This window comes from Paenibacillus sp. FSL P4-0338 (genome assembly GCF_038002365.1).
GTDB lineage: Bacteria > Bacillota > Bacilli > Paenibacillales > Paenibacillaceae > Paenibacillus_AQ.
Window position 1 is genome coordinate 1,981,067 of sequence record NZ_JBBOCG010000001.1, and the last position, 25,661, is coordinate 2,006,727.

At 52.8% G+C, this 25,661-nt stretch carries 21 protein-coding genes; 5 read left to right on the plus strand and 16 right to left on the minus strand.

The window, feature by feature from the left end; all coding sequences use genetic code 11:
* Positions 1-107 precede the first annotated feature (107 nt).
* Positions 108-845: a DsbA family protein gene (locus tag MKZ07_RS08635; RefSeq protein ID WP_076158164.1), complete on the plus strand. Its 738-nt coding sequence runs from the start codon at positions 108-110 to the stop codon at positions 843-845.
* Between the two features lie 99 nt (positions 846-944).
* On the opposite strand, the gene MKZ07_RS08640 is transcribed toward MKZ07_RS08635, so the two are convergent.
* The 3 genes from MKZ07_RS08640 to MKZ07_RS08650 form a co-directional block, all read right to left on the minus strand.
* On the minus strand, positions 945-3,233 hold the full coding sequence (locus MKZ07_RS08640; protein WP_036695438.1) for a type IA DNA topoisomerase: 2,289 nt from the start codon (positions 3,231-3,233) through the stop codon (positions 945-947).
* A 103-nt stretch (positions 3,234-3,336) separates the two neighbouring features.
* Positions 3,337-3,750 carry a hypothetical protein gene (locus tag MKZ07_RS08645; protein WP_036695439.1) on the minus strand — a complete coding sequence of 138 codons (414 nt, stop codon included), beginning with the start codon at positions 3,748-3,750 and terminating at the stop codon, positions 3,337-3,339.
* A gap of 64 nt (positions 3,751-3,814) precedes the next feature.
* The gene (locus MKZ07_RS08650) at positions 3,815-5,545 is read right to left on the minus strand and encodes a proline--tRNA ligase (protein ID WP_036695440.1); all 1,731 of its coding nucleotides are present in this window, start codon (positions 5,543-5,545) and stop codon (positions 3,815-3,817) included.
* Between the two features lie 528 nt (positions 5,546-6,073).
* Here MKZ07_RS08650 and MKZ07_RS08655 point away from each other — a divergent pair.
* Positions 6,074-8,074 (plus strand): methyl-accepting chemotaxis protein, encoded by a 2,001-nt coding sequence (locus tag MKZ07_RS08655; RefSeq protein ID WP_036695441.1) that lies wholly within the window; start codon positions 6,074-6,076, stop codon positions 8,072-8,074.
* A 217-nt stretch (positions 8,075-8,291) separates the two neighbouring features.
* Here MKZ07_RS08655 and MKZ07_RS08660 read toward each other — a convergent pair whose 3' ends face one another.
* From MKZ07_RS08660 to pdhA, 7 genes are all read right to left on the minus strand, one after another.
* A complete protein-coding gene (locus MKZ07_RS08660) occupies positions 8,292-9,779 on the minus strand; it encodes a glutamate synthase subunit beta (protein ID WP_036695442.1) in 1,488 nt (495 codons plus the stop codon).
* Between the two features lie 156 nt (positions 9,780-9,935).
* The gene (locus MKZ07_RS08665) at positions 9,936-10,427 is read right to left on the minus strand and encodes a dihydrofolate reductase (RefSeq protein ID WP_036695443.1); all 492 of its coding nucleotides are present in this window, start codon (positions 10,425-10,427) and stop codon (positions 9,936-9,938) included.
* Positions 10,424-11,218 carry a thymidylate synthase gene (gene thyA / locus MKZ07_RS08670; protein ID WP_036695444.1) on the minus strand — a complete coding sequence of 265 codons (795 nt, stop codon included), beginning with the start codon at positions 11,216-11,218 and terminating at the stop codon, positions 10,424-10,426. The genes MKZ07_RS08665 and thyA overlap by 4 nt, the downstream gene beginning before the upstream one ends.
* Positions 11,219-11,461: 243 nt before the next feature.
* Positions 11,462-12,874 carry a dihydrolipoyl dehydrogenase gene (lpdA, locus tag MKZ07_RS08675; protein WP_036695445.1) on the minus strand — a complete coding sequence of 471 codons (1,413 nt, stop codon included), beginning with the start codon at positions 12,872-12,874 and terminating at the stop codon, positions 11,462-11,464.
* Positions 12,875-12,877: 3 nt separating this feature from the next.
* Positions 12,878-14,530, minus strand: coding sequence for a 2-oxo acid dehydrogenase subunit E2 (locus MKZ07_RS08680; RefSeq protein WP_341025548.1), 1,653 nt, complete (start codon positions 14,528-14,530; stop codon positions 12,878-12,880).
* Between the two features lie 106 nt (positions 14,531-14,636).
* The gene (locus MKZ07_RS08685) at positions 14,637-15,614 is read right to left on the minus strand and encodes an alpha-ketoacid dehydrogenase subunit beta (RefSeq protein ID WP_036695447.1); all 978 of its coding nucleotides are present in this window, start codon (positions 15,612-15,614) and stop codon (positions 14,637-14,639) included.
* A gap of 15 nt (positions 15,615-15,629) precedes the next feature.
* Entirely contained in the window at positions 15,630-16,697 is a 1,068-nt protein-coding gene (pdhA, locus tag MKZ07_RS08690) for a pyruvate dehydrogenase (acetyl-transferring) E1 component subunit alpha (protein WP_036695448.1), read from the minus strand.
* 265 nt (positions 16,698-16,962) lie between these two features.
* On the opposite strand from pdhA, the gene MKZ07_RS08695 reads away from it, so the two are divergent.
* Complete coding sequence (locus MKZ07_RS08695) at positions 16,963-17,694, plus strand: alpha/beta hydrolase (RefSeq protein WP_036695449.1); 732 nt, start codon at positions 16,963-16,965, stop codon at positions 17,692-17,694.
* A 136-nt stretch (positions 17,695-17,830) separates the two neighbouring features.
* On the opposite strand, the gene MKZ07_RS08700 is transcribed toward MKZ07_RS08695, so the two are convergent.
* Positions 17,831-18,304: a low molecular weight protein-tyrosine-phosphatase gene (locus MKZ07_RS08700; protein ID WP_036695509.1), complete on the minus strand. Its 474-nt coding sequence runs from the start codon at positions 18,302-18,304 to the stop codon at positions 17,831-17,833.
* A 166-nt stretch (positions 18,305-18,470) separates the two neighbouring features.
* On the opposite strand from MKZ07_RS08700, the gene MKZ07_RS08705 reads away from it, so the two are divergent.
* On the plus strand, positions 18,471-19,112 hold the full coding sequence (locus tag MKZ07_RS08705) for a thiamine diphosphokinase (RefSeq protein WP_341025550.1): 642 nt from the start codon (positions 18,471-18,473) through the stop codon (positions 19,110-19,112).
* 281 nt (positions 19,113-19,393) lie between these two features.
* Positions 19,394-19,933, plus strand: a complete 540-nt coding sequence (locus MKZ07_RS08710) for a C40 family peptidase (protein WP_036695451.1) — start codon at positions 19,394-19,396, stop codon at positions 19,931-19,933.
* A gap of 74 nt (positions 19,934-20,007) precedes the next feature.
* On the opposite strand, the gene MKZ07_RS08715 is transcribed toward MKZ07_RS08710, so the two are convergent.
* The 5 genes from MKZ07_RS08715 to MKZ07_RS08735 all read right to left on the minus strand — a co-directional run bounded on the left by MKZ07_RS08715 (position 20,008) and on the right by MKZ07_RS08735 (position 25,588).
* Positions 20,008-20,766 carry a response regulator transcription factor gene (locus MKZ07_RS08715; RefSeq protein ID WP_341025551.1) on the minus strand — a complete coding sequence of 253 codons (759 nt, stop codon included), beginning with the start codon at positions 20,764-20,766 and terminating at the stop codon, positions 20,008-20,010.
* Positions 20,767-20,895: 129 nt separating this feature from the next.
* Positions 20,896-21,201 (minus strand): Dabb family protein, encoded by a 306-nt coding sequence (locus MKZ07_RS08720; RefSeq protein WP_341025552.1) that lies wholly within the window; start codon positions 21,199-21,201, stop codon positions 20,896-20,898.
* 14 nt (positions 21,202-21,215) lie between these two features.
* Positions 21,216-22,283 carry a ThiF family adenylyltransferase gene (locus MKZ07_RS08725; RefSeq protein ID WP_036695453.1) on the minus strand — a complete coding sequence of 356 codons (1,068 nt, stop codon included), beginning with the start codon at positions 22,281-22,283 and terminating at the stop codon, positions 21,216-21,218.
* An 82-nt stretch (positions 22,284-22,365) separates the two neighbouring features.
* A complete protein-coding gene (locus tag MKZ07_RS08730; RefSeq protein ID WP_036695454.1) occupies positions 22,366-23,922 on the minus strand; it encodes an ABC-F family ATP-binding cassette domain-containing protein in 1,557 nt (518 codons plus the stop codon).
* Positions 23,923-24,067: 145 nt separating this feature from the next.
* Positions 24,068-25,588 carry a serine/threonine protein kinase gene (locus MKZ07_RS08735; RefSeq protein ID WP_156949638.1) on the minus strand — a complete coding sequence of 507 codons (1,521 nt, stop codon included), beginning with the start codon at positions 25,586-25,588 and terminating at the stop codon, positions 24,068-24,070.
* Positions 25,589-25,661 lie beyond the last annotated feature (73 nt).

Consider the following 25,661-nt stretch of genomic DNA (forward strand, 5'->3'; position numbering starts at 1 on the left):
TGACGGCTTCATCAGGATCAGGCAATTGTTACAAATGGCATAGGCAGCCTGCCACCGGTAAGATTATACTATTTGAGTAGATTTTTACATCGCGCAGGAGGCTGTCCATGAATAACAAAGCTAACCGTTCCAAGAATACCCCGAATCACGGGCGACTGCTCCCTATGCTGCTTGCAGTGATTGCCGTGCTGCTGATCGCCCTTCTTGCCTTCTTCCTTACACAGGGCAAATCGTCCGGCACCGAGGCGCTCGATAATCTCCCTAACTACACTGATGTGAAGGGCAAGATCGTAGTGGACGGGCTGAAATACGAGAAGCAGCCGCATTTGGGCAGCGAAGACGCCAAGGTGAAGGTGATCGAATTCGCCGATTTCAAATGCCCTGCCTGCAAAAATTGGACCGCCTCCTACCTCGATACGTTCATCAAGGACTACGTAGACAGCGGGAAAGTCCAGTTCTACTTCATGAACTTCGCCTTCATTGACCGGGATTCTTACCTGGCCGCCAGTGCCGGGGAAGCTATCTATCAGCAGAATAATGAGAAGTTCTGGGAGTATCTCCACAAGCTCTACGAGAGCCAGGGCGATGAGAGCAAGATCTGGGCAACGCAGAAGTTCATCACTAAGTTCGTGAAGGACAATATTGCAGGGATTGACCAAGAGCAGTTCGAACAGGATCTGAAGAACCATACGTATATGTACGATGTCAAAGAAGACTTCAAAATCGCCGGAGCTTACGGCGTCAACGGCACACCAAAGTTCATGGTGAACGGCGTCCTGCTGCCGGATTCCTCTTATGAAGGCTTAAGTGCCGCCGTTGAAGCAGCCTTGAGTGCAGCTAAGTAACTTAACCCCAAAACACTTAATTTTCTATTAAAAGAGCGCCCCGGCCGGGAGATCTGGCCGGGGCGCTCTTCAGTTAATGAATGATCAACAGGTAATGAATTATTCCACGGCCAGCTGGCCGGTATCCATATTCTGCAGCACCAGCTTGCCTTCAAGCGGTGCGCCGTCCTCACCGGTCAGCTTCAGCTTCCCGGTCCGGCCCTTCTCAATCAGGGCCTTCACTTGGGTGTCGGTGAGCGTGCGCCCGTGATTCTCCTTCCAGATCACGAAGCCGCAGCCCTCCTTATAATGAGAGCAGCCGTAGCCCTTGCGGCCCATGAAGATCATGCCGCCGCAACCGGGACGCGGGCAGGAGCCGATGACCTTCGGCCCGGTATCCCCGTTCTTCCCGGCAGCGGCAGGTGCCGCGCGGCGCGGTCTTGCTGCTGCCGGCCGGGCAGTCGCTTGGCCATCACCCGCTTTGCTGCCGGCCGCCTTGCGCGGCGCAGCAGCCGAACTGCGGCCCTTGCCGCCGCTGTTCAGCGAAGGCGTATCCCCTTCGAAGGAGGTCTTAGCGGCGCGCGACTGTACACGGACCTTGTCCACAATCATGGAAGCGAACCTCTTCACATTCTCCATGAATTGTCCGTCCGCTGCGGTGCCGCGGGCAATTTCATTGAGCCGGCGCTCCCACTGCCCGGTCATTTCCGGGGAGGTCAGCAGTTCCACACCTGCCCCGCGGATCAGCTCAACCGCCGTCCGCCCCTTTTGGGTGATGGCGATCTTTTTCCCCTGCATCTCCACATAGCCGACATTCTTCAGCCGTTCAATTGTAGCGGCCCGGGTCGCCGGAGTGCCCAGCCCCGAATCCTTCATGGCATCGCGCAGCTCTTCGTCCTCAATCTGCTTGCCTGCGCTCTCCATTGCCTTCAGCAAGGTTCCTTCGGTGTAATGCTTCGGAGGCTGGGTATCCTTCTCCTTCACAATCGCATCGCTGCAGATCACTTCACCCTCCGCTTGAACCGAGAACGGCTCGTTCACCTCAAGCTCTTCTTCCTCCTCGTCCTCCTTGCCTTTGCCCTTGGCCGGTCTAGACTTGTCCTTCTTCTGGTCTGCGTAGATTACCTTCCAGCCGAGGCTGAGCAGCTCCTTGACCGTAGTCTTGAACTTCTCAGCTTCCACTTCGGTCATCACCGTATGCACCTTATATTCCGCAGCCGGATAGAACTGGGAGAGGAAGCGGCGGACAATCAGATCGTACAGCTTGGCCTCGTCCGCACTCAGCCCGTTCGCCTTACGGTTCGTAGGCAGAATCGCATGGTGATCCTCGACCTTGGACGGATTACAAATAAACTTGTTGCCTTTATGAACCAGGTTACGGTTTGCACCCTTCACCCAATCGTCGTACTGCGTGCCCTGAAGGGCCGACAGCGTCTTGTGCATTTCAGGAATATTCTGCTCCGTAACATAGTTGGAGTTGGTACGCGGGTAAGAGATTACCTTGTGCTTCTCATACAGCGCCTGGGCGATATCCAGTGTTTTTTTGGCGGAGAAGGCATATTTCCCGTTCGCCTCACGCTGCAGCAACGTCAGATCGTACAGCTTGTTCGGATATTCCTTGGTCTCTTTAACCTCATAGAGAACAATCCGGGCGGGCTTGCCTTTGACCTTGGCTGCAAGCGCCTCTGCCTTCGCACCATCCGTTAACCGGTCGCCCTGCCACATTCCTTTATACGTCAGCTCATTCTGGGTGAAATGTCCTTCCACCTCAAAGAACTTCAGCGAGGAAAACGCTTCAATGGTCTTCTGACGGTCATAGATCAGCGCCAGCACGGGCGTCTGCACTCGTCCTACGGAGAGCAGCACATTATGCTTGGTGGTAAACGCGCGCGAGCCGTTCATCCCAATCAGCCAGTCCGCCTCGCTGCGTGCCCGGGCCGCTTTGGTCAGATTCTCGTATTCCGACCCGTCCTTCAGCTCCTGGAAACCCTTGCGGATCGTCTCCGGTGTCAGATCGGAGATCCACAGCCGCTTCACCGGCTGGTTCAGCTCCAGGTAACGCTGGATCAGCGAGAAAATATGCTGGCCCTCACGCCCGGCATCGCAGGAGTTCACCAGCAGATCACTGCGCTTCGCCAGCTCCCCGATCACCTTCAGCTGATCCATGGTGCGTGCGTTAGGCAGCAGCTTGAACTCCTCAGGGATGATCGGCAGATCATTAATGTTCCATTTTTTATATTTATTGTCGTAAGCTTCGGGCTCTGCCAGGCCAATCAGATGCCCAATCGCCCAGGTGATGATGTACTGCTCCCCTTCCAGATAGGAACGGTAGTTTTTGGCCTTCGGTTCTATTGCGGCGGCGATATTCCGCCCCATGTCCGGTTTCTCCGCAATAATGAGTGTCTTCAACAATAATCGCTCCTTACCCTCGGTTCATTACAAAAGTTGTCCAGTAGTCTATTATACCATTCCCGGACCCCAAAATCCGCTTCACATTATTAAAGCCTGTAACCTAAGGGCGGAAGATAGCCATCATAATGAGCAGTGCCCCGATAATCAGGCTGAACAGTTCGAGCACATCTCCCCTGGGCCAGTGCTTGCGGAAAAATACGACTGCAGGCTGGGCAAGCCCCGCTATCAGATACAGAACAGCCAGCAGCAGACCAAAGGAAAGTATGGTGAAAATAGGGGCATTCCTCTGAGGGCCTCCGATGAAGGTAATCAGCACAACCAGCACCGTCAGAATATACAGAATACACCGGAAGAAGATAATCCACGGCCCGGACTTTGCGGGTGCAGGTTTTATCGGGACTTGCTGTTCCCTGGCCCGCTCTTCCAGTAAGCGGCGGATCTCCTCAGGATGCTCCTTACGCATTTTCTGCATCTGTCTGGCATTGTCAAGACGGCGTCGCAAGCGTCCAAACATGCATCTCCCTCCTCTCCAGGGCGGCAATTTATGCGGTATTGCCCTATTTTACCAAATCCTCAATTCAAGCAAAAGTAGAATCCGGTGCGGACTTCAGACTGCTTACGCGCAGCACGGCCTCGCTCATATCGATTACTTCCTTGTTACCCGTTCTGCGGTCCATGTATTCAACCCTTTGCTCTGCGGCCAGCTTGCCGACAACCAGCGCCACCGGTATACCCATCAATCCGGCATCCTTGAATTTGACCCCGGCCCGCTCATCGCGGTCGTCCAGCAGGGTATCAATGCCCAAGGCGGTCAGCCGTACATACAGAGCTTCGGCAAGCTCACGCTGCGCTGTATCTTGGACAGACATCAGCAGAATATGAACCGTATATGGAGCCAGGCTCTGCGGCCAGATCAGCCCCTGGTCATCGTTGCTCTGCTCTGCCACTGCGGCCAGCAAGCGGGAGATTCCTATACCGTAGCAGCCCATTACCATAGGCCGGGTGCGGCCGTCCGCATCCAGATAATCTGCCCCCAGCTTCTCACTGTAGACCGTGCCCAGCTTGAAGACATGCCCTACCTCGATGCCCTGATGGAAATCCAGCTCCCCTTCGCTGCACTGCGGACAGCAGTCGCCGGCAACCGCATTGCGGAAATCCCCCACCTGCGTCAGCGGGAAGTCCCGGCCGGGCACCACTCCGCGCAGATGGTAATCCTCTTCCCCCGCGCCTGTGACTGCTTCTGTCATGGCTGCAACAGCAGCATCTACCAGGAGAGGCATGGACAATCCGGCAGGACCGACATAACCGCTTACGGTTCCGGCGGTCTCCTGTACATGCATGGCATCAGCCAGTGTAATGTCACCGCAGCCGAGGTACTTTTGCACCTTCAGCTCATTCACCTCATGATCTCCACGGACCAGCACAGCAAATATCTTGCCGCCGCCTGTGTATATTAATGTCTTGATGATATCCTGCGGTCTGAGCTGACTCTCCTGCTCCAGCTGCTGAATGGTCTTCTGGGCAGGGGTGTGGAATCGCTCTGGAGCAGGCCGTGCGGCATAATCTTGTCTATGCGGCGCAGCCCCGCTCTGCACTTCTGCCTGCTCCAGATTCGCAGCATATCCGCACAGGGAGCATACAGCTATCGTATCCTCGCCTATCTCTGACAGAGCCATGAATTCATGGTTCTGGCCTTTGCCGCCAATCGCTCCGGCATTCGCCTGCACCGCCTGGTACTTCAGGCCGCAGCGGTCAAATATCCGCTCATAAGCGCTGTACATCACCTGATAGGCCAGATCCAGGCCATTCCAGTCCGTATCAAACGTATAAGCATCCTTCATCAGGAATTCTCTTCCACGCAGAAGTCCTGAGCGCGGACGGCGTTCATCCCGGAACTTCGTCTGGATCTGATAGACGGTCACCGGCAGCCGACGGTAGGAGCTGATCTCTCCGCGCATTAGCGCCGTAACCACTTCCTCATGGGTCGGACCCAGCACGAACTCACGGTCGTGACGGTCGCGGAGCTTCATCAGCTCTTTGCCGTACACCTCATAACGTTCCGATTCTCTCCAGAGCTCTGCTGGCTGCATGGAAGGCATAAGAACCTCCTGCGCACCGGCGGACTCCATTTCCTGGCGCACGATCTGCTCTATCCTGCGCAGCACCCGCCGTCCGAGCGGCAAATAGGTGTATACCCCGGCGGCCACCTGCCGGATATATCCCGCACGCAGCAGCAGCTGGTGGCTCCTTGTCTCTGCTTCGGCAGGAGCTTCGCGCAGAGTGGTTACTAATAGATTGGTTTGACGCATACAGATCAGCCTCTTTCGTAGATAAGTGTGTACAGCTCCAGAACATTTCTCTGCCATAATGAGAACGCAAAAAAGACGCATCCGTCAGGGACGAATGCGCCGTGTTACCACCCTGTTTCAACCCCAAGACTATCCAAGCCTGAGGTTCTCTAATCCGGATAACGGCCGGGTCCGGCAGACTTATGCCATCTTCAGCATAAGCTGCAGCTTCCAAGGCAGGATTGGTGTCTTACGCACTCGGGGGATCTTTCAGCCGGTGAATCCCCTCTCTGCTTCCGGCGCTTACGGATACCAGGTCCTTGGTCAACGCTGTTACGTTATAAATGTTGGTACTTAATCTATACGATATTCCAGGCCGCGTCAAGCTGGCGATAAATAGCTTATGAATGCAATTAATTATTTTGGATGAAATACCTTCAGATATGAACAGAATGTGTCGATAAACCGAATATGAGTAGAGATATTCAGAGAGAAACGGCTAGCGATACTACCAGTCGATTTCCATGTACCAGAGGGGGAACCGTTCCAATGTTCAAGTCAGTCAACCGCTTCATCAGCAAGCTCAGATCACGATCACTGCAAAGACAAATGATGATGCTTTTCACCATTATGCTAGTGATCCCGATCCTCTTGGTCAGTTATTTCTCCTATTCCAGTGCTAAACAGCAATTGGAGATTAAAATGCAGAAAGCCACGCATTCCAGTGTCGAGCTGGTCGCCGGGACCATTCAAGAATATGTATCCGCTGCTATGCGGAATGTAGATTTACTCAGCCGCCAGATTGAGTCTTCCGAGGTCGATGTTACGGCTCCCGCAACACGTACACTGATCGATCAGTTCATGAAGGCACATCCCGAGCTTGAGGTTCTTACGGTGGGCAACGAACAAGGAGCGTGGATGAAGGCCCCGGACCCCGGCAAACAGGATTATGATCCGCGTACGCGGGACTGGTATAAGGCGTCCATGCAAAATGCTGGTACAACTACAATCATTGATCCTTTTGTCTCGTTAACAACCGGCAACTATACGCTGTTCATCTCCCATTCGCTGAAGGATGGTAAAGGAGCAGTTACCACCAGCCTCAATCTCAAGGCAATGAGTGAAAGAATAAATACCACCCATCCAGGTGAGACCGGATACTTCTACATTGTGGACCGTAATCATAAATTCGTCTCTCATCCCAGCAAAGCAGCAGGTGAGGATGTAGCAGACTATGTAGTGAAGCTGCTCGGTAACGACAGCGGGGACCTGCACTATACCAATCCGGATACGGAGATGGACATGCAGGGTTATTATACAACCGATCCGAATACCGGGTTCAAAATTGTCGGCATCCTGCCTACCCAAGAATTCTCGGATGCCTCACAGCCCATTATCTATACAGGACTGATGGTTCTGGCCATTGCCCTGCTAGTCGCCCTGACCCTGATGTACCTGATTGTCCGCTCCATCACGAAGCCGATCCGCAGTCTGAACCGTTCTGCACAGCGGGTAAGCGAAGGCTATCTGAATGAGCAGATTGAGATAAGCCGGGTGGATGAGATCGGGCAGCTGGCACAGAATTACAACCTGATGGTTGGCTCTCTGCGCGACATCGTCTCGGATATTTCGGATACCTCGGGACAACTGGCAGCCTCCAGCCAGCAATTGAATGCCACAACCGAAGAGAACTCCAGAGCCACCGCTTATGTGGCAGAACTGGTGCAGGACTCCTCTGAGAGTGCGCAGACACAGACCTCGGCCATGGCAGAAACCTCGCGCGCGATGGAGGAAATGTCCTCCGGGATTCAAAAGATTGCCGAAGCTGCCGCCTCCATCGTCGATTCTTCCGCGAACACTGAAGCAGATGTTCGCAGCGGCAGCCGGAAGATGGAACAGGTCAGCCAGCAAATGGATGCCATCCGGACCTCTACTCACCACTCTTCGCAGCTGATCGGGCAATTAAACGGCCTGAACGATGAAGTCTCCGCGATGAGCAGTGCAATTTCGGCCATTGCCGTACAGACAAATCTCCTGTCCCTGAACGCTGGTATTGAAGCGGCCCGGGCCGGAGAGCAGGGCCGGGGCTTCGCCGTCGTGGCGGCAGAGGTTCGGAAGCTGGCCGATCAATCGAAGAATACCGCCGGGGATATTCAAGATACCCTCCAGCAGATGACCTCGTTGATCGACCAGACCTATGAAGCGATCCGCCATACCGTTGCAGCCGATGTAGAGCTGGGTATTCAGGTTACCGCGGAAGCCAAGGAATCCTTCATCAGTATTGAACAGTCTACGGCCAAAATCAACAGCCAGCTGCATGACATCTCGGCTATTACCGAGCAGATGTCAGCGGGAGCGCAGGAGGTCGCCGCTTCCGTACACGAGATCTCCGGCATCTCCCGGTCTACCTCAGACACCTTCCAGAGTGTAACGGCAGCTACAGAAGAACAGCTCGCTTCCATGGAAGAAATCTCCGCCTCTTCTACGGAGTTGTCCAGGATGGCAGGCGATCTGCAGCTTAAGATTGAACGGTTCAAGCTGGAAGACTAGCCCCCGTGATCTTTTGAACATTGAAGGCCATTCATTTCCATTGCCGCATAATCCGATAGCGCACAAGTAGAAACGGCTTTGCCGTCCTTTTAAGGACGGTACCGTTTCAGCGAGAAATAGAAGGATAATGTATAGCGTGAAACATATAAATTCTTATATTTTAATAAAAAGCCGTCTCTCAGCAATGCTGGAGGACGGCTTTTTGGTGCATATAGGATTAAGCAAGTACAGTCGAACCCATCAGGTATTTATCCACTTCACGCGCTGCTTCGCGTCCCTCGTTGATGGCCCAGACGACCAGACTCTGTCCGCGGCGCATATCTCCGGCTGCGAATACTTTATCCACATTCGTATTGAATTTGCCATAACGGGCCTTGACATTGGTACGGCGGTCCGTATCCAGCTTAAGCTGCTCAATGATATCCTGCTCCGGTCCATCGAAGCCAATGGCAATCAACGCCAGCTGAGCCGGATAGACAGCTTCAGTTCCCGGAACCGGCTGATAGATCTTCCGTCCTGTCTCGTCTACCGTCCGGTGGATCTGCACTGTATGCAGCTCCTTGAGGTTGCCCTCTTCATCGCCGACGAACTTCGTCGTCATGATAGAGAATTCACGCGGGTCTTCTCCGAAGACCGCTTTGGCTTCCTGCTGGGCATAATCCAGAGTGTAGACATTCGGGAACTGCGGCCAGGGGTTTGCAATCGGATCACGTGTAAGCGGCGCTTTGTCGTGAGTACCGAACTGGGTGATGCTGCTGCAGCCATGCCGCAGAGAAGTCGCTACACAGTCTGAGCCGGTGTCGCCCCCGCCCAGCACGATTACGTCCTTGCCTGCGGCGGATACATAATTGCCATCCTCCAGATTGGAATTCAGATAGCTCTTGATCGTGCCGTTCAGGTAATCCATGGCATACATAACCCCTTTGAGGTCATTGCCCTCCACGTTGAAGCGTCTTGCCTTGGTCGCACCGCCGCAGAGTACAACGGCATCATATTCATCCACCAGCTGCTGCGCCGGAATGTCTTTGCCAATCTCTGTGTTAACCACGAACTCGATACCTTCTGCAGCCAGCAGATCGACGCGGCGCTGTACGACACGTTTGTCCAGCTTCATCGTCGGGATACCGTACATCAGAAGACCGCCGATCCGGTCACTGCGCTCAAAGACCGTTACCGTGTGACCCGCTTTGTTCAGCTGGGCGGCTGCGGCCAGTCCTGCCGGACCGGAGCCGACAATAGCGATCCGTTTGCCTGTACGCTTCTCCGGCGGACTCGGGACTACCCAGCCCTCTTCAAAGCCCTTGTCCACAATGGCCAGCTCGATCGTCTTAATCGTAACAGGCTGTCCAATCAGACCGACGGTACAGGAGCCCTCGCAGGGTGCAGGACAGATGCTGCCGGTGAATTCAGGGAAGTTATTAGTCTTGTGCAGGCGCTCCAGCGCTTCCTTCCACAAGCCGCGGTAGACCAGGTTATTCCACTCCGGGATCAGGTTATGCACGGGACAGCCTGAAGTACCGCCGCTCATATCCATGCCGGTGTGGCAATACGGTGTGCCGCAATCCATACAACGGGCACCCTGGGTCCGAAGCTCGTCCTCGGTCAGATGCTCGTGGAATTCTTCCCAATCCTTCACGCGCTGCTCGGGATCGCGGTCCCCTGGGAGCTGGCGCTTATACTCCATAAATCCAGTAGGTGTAGACATATATACGTTTCCCCCATCCGTTCTCTTCGTGTTGATGTATAGTACACCATTTCTAATTTTAATTATATTAGCACTCAATACTTTCGCACTGTAATGGACTAATCTGCTGATTATTTGTACTATTTCACATCTTGTGTCAGAGAAAACGCTTCATTGTCACTCCTTGCGGTCGTACACCATAAAACGATAATCATAGGGATTCTGCTCATTCTTGAGTCCCGGTGTATTGGAAACTTCCTTCCACTGGCTCCAGTCTACCTCAGGGAATCTCGTATCGCCTTCAATCTCCGCCTCTATCCGTGTAACACGCAGCTTGTCGGCATAAGGTAGCATCAGGCTATAGATCTCGGCTCCGCCGATCACCATCAGCTCATCCTCCTTGCGCCCCTCAGCCAGCGCCTCAGCCAGCGTATGGATGACCTCAGCCCCTTCGGGTGCGAAGCTCTTGTCGCGGGTCAGGATGAGGCTGGTACGGCCCTTCAGCGGCTTGCTGCCCAGCGACTCCCAGGTTTTGCGGCCCATCAGCATCCGCTTGCCGAGTGTCTCTGCTTTGAAATAAGCGAAATCCAGCGGCAAATGCCAGGGCATATCATTATTCTTTCCAACTACGCCATTCGAGGCCATCGCCCATATCATGGTAATGCTCATATAGCAACCGGTGCCTTGATTCCCGGGTGATAGACATAGTCAGTAAATTCAAAATCCTCAAAGGTATAATCAAAAATACTGTCCGGTACTCTACGGATGTTAAGCTTCGGCAGCGCATAAGGCTCCCGCGCAAGCTGTGTAGCCACTTGTTCCATATGATTTGTATATATATGCACATCTCCGCCGGACCAGATGAAATCTCCGACCTCTAGCCCCGTCTGCTGCGCCACCATATGCGTAAGCAGCGCGTAGCTGGCAATGTTAAACGGAAGTCCAAGGAACGTATCCACCGAACGCATCGTAAGCATGCAGGAGAGCTTGCCGCCCGCTACGTAGAACTGAAATACGAAATGGCAGGGCGGAAGCTTCATCTGCTCGATCTCGCCTACATTCCACGCACTAACAATATGACGCCGTGAATCGGGATTATGCTTGATCGACTCAATAACATTCGCAATCTGATCGATATGCTGCCCGTCCTTGCTCTCCCAGGCCCGCCACTGCGAACCGTACACCGGTCCCAGCTCCCCGTTCTCATCGGCCCATTCATCCCAGATCGAGACGCCGTTCTCCTTCAGATAAGTTGTATTGGTATCCCCTTTGAGGAACCATAGAAGCTCATGTACCACCGACTTCAGATGAATGCGCTTGGTGGTCATCAGCGGGAAGCCCTTCGCCAGATCGAAGCGGAGCTGACGCCCGAAGACGGACACAGTACCTGTACCTGTCCGGTCACTCTTAGCTGTACCGGTGTCCAGAATATCCTGTAATAAATCCAAGTAATTACGCAAGCCGTATCGCACCCCACTCTCTTTTTTCTTCTACCAGTTTACCATGAGCTGACGGTCGTTGTAACTTCCCTAATGATAAAAAAAAGCAAAAAAGCATACTTTTCTTTACCTGAATTGGGCTGACTTCCAGCTATTTCCGAACGTTCATGACAGTGACATTATTTAAAAGAGGATGCTCCCTGACCATCTGCATGGCTTCGGGAACATCCTCCTATGTTCTTACCGCATAAGCTTAAGCGGTTATTATTTCATTACGTGGATCGGGTGGCCTTCTACCAGCTCAGCCGCTTCCATGACGATCTCGCCAAGGGTTGGATGCGCATGGATGGTCAGTGCGATATCTTCAAGCGTTGCGCCCATTTCAATCGCCAGACCCAACTCAGCGATCAGATTGGAAGCTTCGATACCGACGATTTGCGCGCCAAGCACCTGATTGTTGTCGCTCTTCGCTACAATCTTGATGAAGCCTTCAGGAGCATTCAGGGACACGGCACGGCCGTTGCCTGCGAACGGGAACTTGCCGGCTTTCACCGCATAGCCCTTATCCTTCGCTTCCTTCTCGGTCAGGCCTACGCTGGAGCATTCTGGATCTGTGAATACTACAGCCGGCATTACCTTGTAATCCACAACCGATTTGTGTCCGGAAATGGCTTCCGCAGCAATCTTACCTTCGTAAGAAGCTTTGTGCGCCAAGGCAAGACCTGGAACGATATCGCCGATTGCGAAAATGTTAGGAATGTTAGTCCGTCCCTGATGGTCTACCTTCACCAGACCGCGGTCATCCAGCTCAACGCCGATCAGATCCAGGCCCAGCTCGCCGTCAGTATTCGGACGGCGTCCTACGGTTACCAGCAGGTATTCAGCAGTAACTTCTTTGGATTCTCCGCCGACGGAGTACTTCACAGTAACTTCCTTGTCGTTCTGAACCGCAGATTCTGCTTTGGCGTTGGTTACAATTTCAATGCCAGTCTTAGCCATATTCTTGGCAACCAGACGGGTCATGTCTTTGTCGAAGCCAGGCAGAACGGTGTCCAGACCTTCAATGATGGTAACCTTGGTGCCGAATTTGGAGTACATCTGACCCAGCTCCGCACCAATGTAGCCGCCGCCGATAACGATCATGCTCTTAGGGATCTCAGGCAGATCCAGCGCTTCCGTGGAGGACAGGATGCGTCCGCCGAACGGAAATGGCTTCAGTTCAATCGGACGGGAGCCCGTTGCGATAATGCAGTTATTGAACTTGTAACGCGGGGATTCATGATCATTGAACAGACGGGCTTCGTTTGTGCTGATGAACATAGCTTCTCCGCTGAATACTTCGATCTTGTTGCCCTTCATCAGGCTGGTAACGCCGGAAGTCATTTTCTTGACTACGCCGTTCTTGAAGGCCTGAGTCTTGGACCAGTCTACCTTCACGTTCTCGGCTGTAACACCGAATACTTCACCGTGCTGGGCAGCCTCGAATTGATGAGCGGCCGAGATCAGGGCCTTGGAAGGAATACAGCCGCGGTTCAAGCACACACCGCCGAGTTCCGATTTATCTACAATGATGACCTTTTGGCCGAGCTGGGCGGCACGAATTGCCGCCACATACCCGCCGGGACCTGCACCAATTACCAATGTGTCGATTTCGATTGAAGCGTCTCCGACTACCATTAATTACACCTCCATAACTAACATATCAGGATTTGCAAGCAGGGTCTTAATGTAATTCATGAAATTCTGTGCTGTTGCGCCGTCAATAATCCGGTGGTCAAAGCTCAGGGACAGAGCCATTACAGGTGCGGCAACGATTTCGCCGTTCTTCACGACAGGCTTCTCAGTGATACGTCCGGTTCCGAGAATAGCTACTTCAGGGAAGTTGATAATCGGAGTGAAGAACATACCGCCGGCAGAGCCGATATTGCTGATCGAGATCGTGCTGCCCTTCATTTCATTCGGAGCCAGCTTGCCGTCGCGTCCGCGTACTGCCAGATCTGTAATCGCGCTTGCGATCATCCAGATGCTCTTGCGGTCAGCGTCCTTGATGACAGGAACGATCAGACCGTTGTCTGTATCTGTAGCAATACCGATGTTGTAGTACTTCTTGTAGACAATTTCGTTCGAAGCTTCGTCAATCATCGCGTTAAGCGCAGGGAACTGACGGGAAGCAGCCACGAGTGCCTTCACGATGAACGGAAGATAAGTAACCTTCACGCCTTTCTTCTCGGCTACCGGCTTCATGCGGGCACGGAAGGCAACAAGCTCCGTAACATCCACCTCGTCCATGATGGTAACATGCGGTGCAGTGTAAGCCGATTTAACCATAGCATTGGCAATCGCCTTACGGATACCCTTGAATGGTACGCGTTCTTCTTCCAGGTTTGCATTGCCGGAAGCTGCTGCCGGTGCTGCTTCTTTGGCTTTGGCTTGCGGTGCTGCCGCCGCTGGTGCAGAAGCTGCAGGAGCCGCTGCCGCAGGAGCTGTAGAGCCGCCTTTCAGGAAGGCTTCCACATCTTCAAGTGTGATCTTGCCGTTCTTGCCGGAGCCGTTCACCTTGGAGATATCTACGCTCTTGTCGCGGGCATACTTGCGTACGCTTGGTGTTGCCAGCACTTCACGGTCAGGAGCTGGAGCTGCTGCCGCTGCCGGAGCTGTACCTTGGGAAGGAGCTGCTGCCTGGCCACCGGATGCTTCAGCATGGCCGCCCTCCTCATGAGGAACATCACCTTCTGCAGCAATGATAGCCACAACTTCACCTACGCGGCAGACCTGGCCGTCTTTGGTGAACACTTCGACTACAGTACCGTTGACCGGAGAAGGAACTTCCACCACTGCTTTATCATTCTGAACTTCCATAATGATATCGTCGTCAGTGATTTTGTCTCCAACCTTGATGTGCATCTTGATGATTTCCCCTTCATGCAGGCCTTCGCCCAGTTCAGGGAACTTGTATTCGAAGTTCGTTGCTCCGCCGGTAGCCGGGCTGCTGGTTGCCGGAGAAGAAGTAGTATCCGCTCCGCCTTTGGCTGCATCAGCTTCCTGGGAAGCATGCTCTGCCGGATGGCCGCCCTCTTGCTCAGGGATGTCGCCTTCTGCATCAATAATTGCTACAACTTCGCCTACACGGCATACTTGGCCGTCCTTGGTGAAGACTTCAAGCACTGTGCCGTTGACCGGACAAGGAACCTCTACTACCGCCTTGTCATTCTGAACTTCCATTACGATATCGTCATCGGTTACTTTGTCGCCGGCTTTGATATGCATTTTGATAATTTCGCCTTCATGCAGACCTTCGCCCAGCTCAGGGAACCGGTACTCAAATTTTGCCACCTTGATAACCTCCTATAAATTATGTTGAGATACTCCAACAGCTCCGTCCAATAGATGACAGAAACGGGTGCCGCCCTTTTTACAAGGACGGCAAGGTCGTTACTTCTTAGAATTCCATGACTTTCTTAACTGCCGCAATGACGCGTGCAGGGGTAGGAATCCAGGTATCTTCGATTTGAGCGAACGGGAAAATCGTATCAGGACCTGCTACACGAAGCACAGGGGCTTCCAGGTGCAGCAGAGCTTTTTCGTTAATCTGGGCAATAACCTCAGCGGCTACGCCCGAGCTCTTCTGAGCTTCTTGTACAACAATCGCACGGTTAGTCTTCTTGATGGAAGCCACAATGGTGTCGATATCAATCGGGCTAACGGTACGCAGGTCGATAATTTCGACTTTGATGCCTTCTTTTTCGAGCTGGTCAGCCGCTTTGGTCGCTGTATGTACCATTAGACCGTAGGTAATGATAGATACATCCGTACCTTCGCGAACTACATTCGCTTTGCCAAGTTCAATGGTATATTCACCTTCAGGCACCTCTGCACGGAAAGCGTGGTACAGGTTCAAGTGCTCCATGAAGAATACAGGGTCGTTGTCGCGGATCGAAGCGATCAGCAGTCCCTTCGCATCATATGGGTTAGAAGGAATAACTACCTTGATACCAGGACTCTGGGCAATCAGACCTTCCAGGGAATCGGTATGCAGCTCGGCTGCCTTAACGCCGCCGCCGAATGGAGTGCGGAAGACTACAGGAGCATTGTATTTGCCCCCGGAACGCCAGCGCAGGCGCGCTGCCTGAATAACGATCTGATCAAGAGCTTCAAAGATGAAGCCTACGAACTGGATCTCAGCAATCGGGCGGAAGCCCTGTATGCCGAGACCGAAAGCCAAGCCGCCAATGGCGGACTCAGCCAGCGGTGTATCGAAAATGCGTTCCTCGCCAAATTCCTTCTGCAGCCCTTCCGTTACACGGAATACGCCACCTACATTACCAACGTCTTCTCCGAAGATAAGAACATTAGGGTCACGAGTCAGTTCAACGCGCATTGCGTCACGAATTGCTTCTTTCATATTCATCTGTGCCATTGCCTGATATCCCCCTTATTCAAAATCGGCTTTTTGTTCTTCAAGATGTTTCGGAGTTACCTCGAACATGCTGTCGATCAAGCCGGGAATGGTCATTTTTTCGGTCTGTTCTGCTTTCTTAATCTGCTCGTTCACAGTTGCTTTCGCTTCTTCTCTTACGCGCAGAGTGTCCTCTTCAGTCCAGAGGCCTTTCTTCTCCAGGTACTTGGCAAGACGGGCAATCGGATCTTTCTCATTCCATTGACCTTCTTCTTCCTTCGTACGGTACTTACTGGCATCATCGGACAGGGAATGCGGACGGAAACGGTAGGTTACCGCTTCGATCAGTGTTGCGCCTTCGCCTTTGCGGGCACGTTCAGCAGCCTGCTGTACAGCAGAGATTACTGCAAATACGTCCATGCCGTCGATCTTGATTCCGGGAATCCCTGCGGCAACCGCCTTGTGGGCGATGGATTTCGCTGCCGTCTGCTTCGAGAACGGAGTGGTGATAGCATAGCCGTTGTTCTGAACGAAGAAGATCACTGGCAGCTTGAATACTCCTGCATAGTTAAGGCCTTCGTAGAAGTCGCCTTCAGACGAACCGCCGTCACCGGTATATGTGATTGCAACGTTCTGCTGTTTCTTCAATTTGAAGCCCATAGCAATACCGGTAGCATGAAGGATTTGTGCTCCGATAATGATCTGCGGCATAAGTACATTCACGCCATCAGGAATCTGTCCGCCATGCTGATGTCCGCGGGAATACAGGAATGCCTGATATAATGGAAGGCCATGCCATACGAGCTGTGGAATATCGCGGTAGCCAGGGCAGACGAAATCTTCCTTCTGCAAAGCGTACTCGCTGCCGATCATTGTAGCTTCCTGTCCGGATACCGGCGCATAGAAGCCGAGACGGCCTTGACGGCCCAGGTTGACAGCACGGTCATCCCAGGTACGGGTAAATACCATACGGTACATAATTTCTTTCAATTGATCATCGGTAAGGTCAGGCATCATTTCCTTATTGATAATTTCTCCATCCGGGGAAAGAACCGTAAGGGCTTCAACGTCCTCTGTATACACTTCATAAGGAACTCTAGTCATTATCTTCACCTCAATAAAAAAATTTGAATATCAGTGGTCTCTGTTATAGAATTATTATACACCTGTTGTATCTGTTTCGTCAAAGAAATACGCATAAAATTTATGTTTCCATAAATTTTGTATGTATAACAGGCGTTTGAATATCCTATAACAGATTAAAGGATATTTATCAAGTAAATGATATATCCCACATTCTATGCTTGGGTAATTTTAACGTAACACTAAGTCTTAAGCAAAATTCGACATGAAAGGCGACGATTTGACAATGAGCGAACCTGTTTTTCTGAAACGTACAATTGTGAAACAAACACTGTGGAGCGAACACCTGCAGGAAGAGCGCAAGCTGCGTATCTATCTTCCCCCCGGATATAATGAAGTACTCAGCTATCCCGTCATCTACTGCCAGGACGGTGAAGAATTCTTCAACTTCGGCCGGATTGCTACCCTGGCCGGGCAGCTGATTCTGGAGCAGGATGTGGAACCCTTCATTATAGTGGGCGTCGAAGTCAACGTGGCAGTCCGCACCGCTGAATACGCTCCGTTCGGCAGCCGCTTCAAGCAGTACCTTGCATGCTTCGCCGAAGAGATTATTCCCTTCATTGAACATAATTATCCGGTCCGGCGCACACCGGAGGAGCGGATCGTAGCCGGTGATTCCCTGGGCGGCAGTGTCTCCCTCCACCTGGCGTTGGCGTATCCGGGATTATTCAGCCGTGTGCTCAGCCTCTCCGGTGCTTACTATCCAGAGACCCGTGAGCTGTTAGCACAAGAAGAGGATCTCTCCTGGCTTCAGATCAATATGGTTGTCGGGCTTCAAGAGAGAGACTACAAGACAGATACCGGAGTCTATGATTTCGTTGAAATGAACCGGGAGACCAAGGCTATGCTTGAATCCAAAGGAGCCACCGTATCCTACCGCGAGAAGGATGGCCAGCATCTTTGGGGTTTTTGGCAAAAAGAGCTCCCGGAATCATTACTCTATTTCTTCAGCTCCTGAAACAGCAAATAGAACCCCAAAAGTGAACATCTTACGAACTTATGTATGCAGCACGATTGACTGCGCTTTCATGTTCAGGAGGATGTACGGTGCCGTTCCTTACATAATAAGGACGGCAACCGGTCCGGCTGTAACACTATGCCTGCTGTAGCTTCTCTTGAATGATCCGTTCCAGCAGCACATCACAACCGGCGTTGATTAAATCATAGACCTGCTCGAAATTACCGGTGAAATACGGGTCAGGCACTTCACGCAGCTCCTCATCCGGTAACAGATCCATGAAGAACAACAGCTTGGACTGCTCACCGCCGGGAATTTTCCGCACATTCTCCCCATTGGACTTGTCCATACAGATGAAATATTCGAATCTCCCGAAATCCTCACTGGCAACCAGTCTTGCTCTCATATTCTCATAGCTGATACCATGCAGATCAAGGATACGCCTTGTTCCTTCATGCGGCGCTTTCCCGATATGCCAGTCTCCCGTTCCTGCAGAATCCACTGTAATCTGATCCGCAAGATGACGCTGTTCAATCTTGCTGCGCAGTACAGCCTCCGCCATCGGAGAACGGCAAATATTCCCCAGACATACAAACAACACGTTAACGATCCCTCTCACCTCCTGCGCTCAAGCATTCCTCATCATCCTCTATGGATAGGTGCGGCCAGCCGCACTAACCCTATTTTAGCGTCAGCGCGGCAATTGTACAACTTTTGAAACTGCTATATACTGTTCAGGATGATGAACTTAATTCAACTACAAGGAGGGGGAGCTATTGCCATCCGGGCGTATTGTAATTGTTGCAGGCGGTAAACTGACAGCGGAATGCCTGCACGTATTAGATGAAGAGGATTATATTATCGGCGCTGACCGGGGAGCGCTGTTCCTGATTGACCATGGCTTCACCCCCCAGCTTGCCGTCGGTGATTTCGACTCTGTCTCTCCTGAGGCATTGGAGCGGATTCAGGCGGGAAGCAAGGAGACGATCAGCTGCGATCCGGTCAACAAAGACCTTACCGACAGTGAAATGGCCCTGGATCTTGCCCTGAACCTCCAGCCGCAGTCTATTCTGATGATCGGGGTAACGGGAACACGCATGGACCATACGCTGGCCAGTATTCAGATGATGACAAGAGCGCTACAGCGGCAGGTAGCCTGCTCCATTATGGATGCGAACAACTACATTACGCTTACCGGCTCTCAGGCGGTTGTAGAGGAACAGGGATATACCTATGTCTCCTTGCTGCCTCTGACTCCTGAGGTAACAGGCATCACCCTTCAGGGCTTCCAATATCCTCTGGAGAACGCCACCCTCAAATTAGGCCAGTCCCTGGCCGTGAGCAATGTGCTGCAGGAGCACAAGGGAACCGTTCATATCGAGAGCGGACTGCTGCTGATTATTCAGAGCAAGGACTGAATACATAGATTTATTTGGAGACATAGCTGTAACCTTTGTTTCAAAATCATAAAGCCGAAAATCCCTTGACGTTCAAGGGATTTTCGGCTTTTTTTGTCGAGTAAAATATCTAAATATTAATATTTTGTAACTTTTAATGCGATTTTAATATAACGCTTCCATTGTATATCCCGCCTGCTTTTAGCCCATCTATTCCATAATTTAGGTCTGTCATAACCTGCTATACTACGAATCAGAGAACGAAACTACTAGAATAGATTACAAACTTGGAGGTATACAACATGAATAAGCAACAATGGTTTAAGCAAGCAATGACAATCGGTCTGTGCACAACAATCGGGTTCAGCGCCTTACTCGCAACCGGAGCAGGAACAGCCCCTGCCGCCGCTTCAGCTGTATCCGCTGATGCTGTAAGTGCCGATTCCGTATCCGCATCTTCCACCGGCTCCAAAGTGATCAGCTTCGGCAAAAAGTACCTGGGTACCCGTTACCAGTTCGGTGCCTCCACTTCAACTACACGTTATTTTGACTGCTCCTCCTTTACTCAATATATTTTCAAAAAATATGGTGTAGATCTGCCCCGAACGTCCGTAGCCCAATCTAAAGTGGGTAAATCGGTCAGCAAGGCCAATCTGCGCGTCGGCGATCTGGTGTTCTTCTCCAGCGGAAGCCGGGCCAACGGCAAGAACGTCACCCATGTCGCTGTATATGCCGGCAATGGCAAGATTCTTCACACTTACGGTTCACCCGGCGTAACCATATCAGATCTGAATTCAGGGAACTGGAAAAAAACCTACCTGAAGTCGCGCCGCGTACTGTAACAGCCAAAAGATCTATTATAGCTTGTACCAAGAGAGTACATGCCTATTAGCCGGAGAGCTGCTTGCATCGGCCGTCAGCTTGTGGCCCCGCTCTCCGGTGTCCGCAGTACATATCCGGTTCCACGCACCGTATGAATCAGTTTATTCCGGCGGCCTTTATCCACCTTCAGTCGCAGATGCCGGATGTACACATCCACCACATTGGTGTCCGCATGAAAATGATACCCCCACACCTGCTGCAATATCTCAGCCCGGGGACAGACTTCATTCAGATTCTCTGCCAGATAATATAGCAGGTCGAATTCCTTGGGGGTCATCTTCAGCTCGGTTCCATCCCGGCTGACCTGCCGGCGCCCGCGATCAAGAATCAATCCGTCCACCTTAAGCAGCGAAGCCGTATCTCTTCGGCGACCTGTCAGCTTAAGTATATTCAATATTCTGCGTTTGAACTCACCGGTATGTACAGGCTTCTCCATATATTCGTTGCCTCCGGCATCGAATACGGAGACAGCCGCTTTCCCTCTCTCTTCAGGTGTCCCCCCGGATAGGACCATTACCGGAAGAATCATCCCCTCCTTCCGCATCTCCGAGACGGCTTCCCAGCCCGCCCAAGCTCCGGGGTCATCCAGCTCTGCGAGCAGAAGCACAGGCTCACCGCCTAACAGCAATAACCGAAGACTATCCAAGTCTTCGCTTATTGCTGTTGTCATCCCAAGGCTATGGATGGCTTCCTCCAGCCCGGCATGACCGACTGCCCTCTGCTCTCTGTCTGCATCAGATTCAAGGCTATCCGGGTGCGGCCCGGGTATGTACCATGCGATCTTTTCATTCACCGGGATCGTCCCCCTCCACCAGTCTTGCACCGGCTGTGCCGCCGCAGATGATGCTTAGAATTCCCGCAAAACAAAGAGACCATTCAGGGGAATGGTCTCTTTGCGGTACTAATTATAGCCTATAATTTCTTATATTTGAACGAAATCGATCTCCTGGAATGCAGCCACCTGGGTGTCCCAGCGCTCTGCGACAAAAGCCTGATGCGCCGGATGATTGTTGTAGGCATCATAAGCCGCCTGATCGGCGAACTCCATCGAGAAGCCGTACTGGTGCTCACATTTGACACTGACCTGTCGCAGCACCTCGAAATTCCCGACCATAGGAATAGCGCTAAGAATCTCAGCTCCATCCCGCAAGAAGGCTCTGGTCTCCTCCGAATCCGGGGCGGATTTCAGTGTAAATACAGCCATATGACCGATGGTTCCCTCGTTCATTGTGATCTCCTCCATTATCCGAAATAGCGGTGATAATAGCTGCGGGCGGCAGCGATATCACTGGTTCCATGTATTAAGGCTCTTCCGTCTGCGAACACAACCATCCGGTACGGCTCCTCTGTAAAAGAAACCAGATACGGATTGCTCTCCACCTTGCCGCTGTTCAGCCTGGACAAGCGGGCAGCCGTCTCCTCCAAATTAAGACTTCTGCGTTGTGCCGGACGGATCTGCACCGTATCCCTGCCGCACAGCACATCGCTGCGCTCTGTGTTAGAGGCCGACAGATACGGATAGCTCCGTGATTCACCGCATGAGGGACAACCCTGCTTCTTCGCCGCCCTCACGCCAATCTCCTGCTGCTCATTACGCCAGATATCGAAGGTCAGCAGCTTGCCGCGCAGCTTGTCCTTGAATCCGCCGAGCAGCTTCAGCGCCTCAGCAGTTCCATTCGCTGTAACCAGCTGTACCGCTTGCGGAAGAATCCCCGCCGTATCGCAGGTATCCCCACCCAGCGGAATCGTGCCCAACAGACAATTCAGACAAGGGGTTTCACCCGGCAGAATCGTATACGTAATGCCGTAACTTCCGACACAGGCTCCGTAGATCCAGGGGATGCGGTGCTTTTGCGCCAGGTCATTGATGATTAGCCGGGTGTCGAAGTTATCCGTTCCGTCCATAATCAGATCCACGCCGGGGAGCAGGCTCTCCAGCTCCTCTGCACGTACATCAAGCACATGGGCCTCGATCACAATCTCCGAATTGACCGCCATCAGCCGGGTACGGGCTGCAGCCGCCTTGGGCGTGCGCACACGGGCGTCTTCTTCCGTGTACAACTGCTGGCGCTGCAAATTACTCCACTCCACATAGTCACGGTCCACCAGTATAAGCCGTCCTACCCCGCAGCGGGCTAACGTCTCGGCAATGCCAGTCCCCAGCGCCCCCATGCCAACGACCAGCACACAGGAGCGTGCCAGCCCCTGCTGTCCTGCTGCGCCGAATGGTGTGAAGCGCACCTGTCTTGAATATCTGCCGTCCCTGCCGGCTGATGAAGCTGGAACCGGCGTTTTTTGATCAGGACCCATCTCTGAACAGCCCCCTATGTACGTAGGTTATTGGTAAAAAACCGGGAAAAGTGCAAGCCTCCACTTTTCCCGGAATCCATTGTTATACGGTCTGCGCAGACCACTGCTCTACATTCCAGACCTTCGTTACCCAATCCTCGTAAAATTCCGGTTCATGGGATACCAGCAGAATTGTGCCCTTGTATTCCTGCAGCGCCCGCTTAAGCTCAGCCTTGGCCACAATATCAAGGTGATTCGTAGGCTCATCGAACAGAATCCAGTTGCTCTCGCGCATCAGCAGCTTGCATAGACGTACCTTAGCCTGCTCGCCGCCGCTCAGCATGCTGAGCGGACGGGTAATATGTTCGTTTTTCAGCCCGCAGCGCGCCAGATGCCCACGCACTTCATTCTGGGTCAGACTCGAGAATTCATTCCACACATCTTCAATCGGCGTGATATTCTCCGCCTTCATTTCCTGCTGGAAATACGCTGAACTCAGGTAATCTCCCAGGTAGGTTTTTCCGCTGTACGTAGGGATAACACCCAGGATGGTTTTGAGCAGCGTAGATTTACCGACCCCATTGTAGCCGACAATCGCAATCTTCTCTCCGCGTTCAATCATCATATTCAGCTTGCTTGGCAGCAGCGGGCGGTCATACCCGATCTCGAAATCAACGCCCTCGAACACGGTCTTTCCGCTGGCCCGGCTCTCCTTGAACTGGAACGTAGGCTTCATCGCCTCTTCCGGCTTGTCGATCCGCTCCATCTTGCCAAGCTGCTTCTCACGGCTCTTCGCCCGGCCAGAAGTCGAGGCACGCGCTTTGTTGCGCTGGATGAAATCCTCCTGCTTTTTGATGAAATCCTGCTGCTTCTCGTACGCATCAATATGCTGGGCCTTGTTCATCCCCGCCATCTCCAGGAATTTCTCGTAATTGGCCGTATAGCGGGTCAGCTTGGAGAACTCCAGATGATAGATCACATCAACCACTTTATTCATGAATTCCGTATCATGGGAGATCAGCATGAAGGCATACGGATATTGCTTCAGATAATTCGACAGCCAGTCAATATGCTCCACATCGAGATAGTTGGTAGGCTCATCGAGCAGCAGTACATTCGGTTTCTCCAGCAGCAGCTTCGCCAGCAGTACCTTGGTCCGCTGTCCCCCGCTGAGGGAAGTGACATCCCGGTCCAGACCGATCGCTGTCAACCCCAGCCCATTGGCCATTTCTTCAACCTTCACATCTATGAGGTAAAAGTCACCAATATCAAGCTGCTCTTGAATGTCGCCCATCTGCATAAGCAGCAGGTCCAACTCCTCGGGAGTCGCCTCCCCCATTTTATCGGTAATCGCCAGCATCTCATGCTCCAGCTCCAGCAGCGGCAGGAAAGCATCTTTAAGCACATCGCGCACGGTTTTGCCTGCTGTAAGCAGGGTATGCTGATCCAGATATCCGTAACGGACCCGCGGCGTCCATTCCACCTTGCCGTTGTCCTTCAATAATTTGCCGGTCAAAATATTCATCAGCGTCGATTTGCCTACGCCGTTCGCGCCTACAATACCTACATGCTCTCCATCCAGCAGACGGAAAGACACATCCTTGAACAACACCCGGTCCCCAAAATTATGGGAAACGTCTTCTACACTAAGTAAACTCATAATTTCTCCGCAAGCTCCTGTCTATATTGTAAATACTAATAGGTCCATAACTTATAGATATCACTACATTTTAGCACACCTGCACCCTGCTTCGAAATAGAAATTAAGCCTAATTTCTGAAAAACAGCCAAAAGAACCTGAGAGTTTAACCTTTTTTCTGAAATATTCCAATATATTTTGCAGGAAAACGACCACCTTTCATCGGTCCAAGCATTGCCCTGATGGCCTGAACCAGCTTGCCTTTGCTCTGAAAAGGGTCCTGCTGAAGCGGCAGGCTGCATACGCTGGCAGGTGCAAGCAGAGAAGCCAGCAGCGCCACAGTATGCTCCCCGGCCAGCGGCAGGCCGATCCGCCATTCCGGCCGGGGAGTCAGACCTCTGCGGCGCAGCCAGTACAGGGTATCCTCCAGCCGCCAGTCTGCACCGGAGGCAATCAATAATGGAAACCCGCTGCCGGTGAACGCTTCCAGCGCCCCCTCACTGCCGCCGGTTCCAAGATCCAGGACGATGTAAGCATAGGCCTGATCCGGCACCTGCGGGAGTCCCTCCGATGGGAGCAACCTCCAGTAGTCTACACCCATCCAGGTGAACGGTTGCTCCTGTGTCCCCTGAACACCGCTTATTTCAGGCCTCCCCGCCATTTCCTTCATGCGATTAAATACCTGCGAACCGGGATTACAATCTACCCATGCCGTCCGTCCTGCAGGCGACAGGCAGCGGCTGACAGCAAGCGAGGTATGCGTGGTCCCAATCCCTGGTGACACCCCTAATACTGCCACCACCACAACAGAGGACTGCCACTCCTTGTCATCCGCAACCTTGCGCATGTTCGTCCGCCCATGTCCAGCTTCCCCCGCTCCGCCAACCTCCAGCTGCAAGAGGGCTGCTCTTACCTCTTCAGCACTTCCATACCGTTCCTCAGGGTGATGCCGCAGCAGCCGTCTGATGACCGGAATCATCCGGCCCGGGAGACGCCCCTGCAGCTTCCGCTCCATCCCTGGCTGCCAGGCGCTGAACTCACCGCCAGAGGCCATATACAGCAGCAGCGCGCCAAGCCCGTACAGGTCCGACACCTGGCTGCTGCGCCCGTCGCCGTACTGCTCCGGGGCTGCGAATCCGGCTGTTCCTAGCTTCTCTGTGTCCTCACCGGAGCCGCTCCTCAGCCTGCGCGCAATCCCGAAGTCAATGACCTTCAGCTCATGCTCTCCAGTCAGCATGATATTCGATGGCTTGAGATCCCGGTATATGATTGGCGGCTGATGGCTGTGCAAATAATGCAGCACCTCCAGCAGCTGACGCGCATAGCTTAGAATTCGCTCCCCCGTCATTGCAGCAGGCTGCTCTGCCATATACTGATGCAGGGTGATGCCCTCAATATAATCCATCACCAGGTAGGTGTAGCCATCAGAATCCGGCGGGAAGAAATCCGCAATCTGCGGCAGCAGAGGATGACGGAGCGAGATTAATAGCTCCGCTTCCGCCTGAATGGCGCCTGCACCATAATTCCCCTCCCGGATTACGCTCTCTTTAATGGCCCGCAGCATGCCCGGCAGCCGTTCATCCTCCGCCAGATATACCCGGCTCATTCCGCCTGTTCCTATCAGACCGGTCACATAATAACGCCCTCCCAGGATCTGTCCGGGATGTAGCTTTCCATTGAATTCCATCTCTTCCCCGCCTGTTCTTATAGAATAATGAATCACGCAAAAAAAGCCCCCACTGCCCGCACCGGAACCGGCA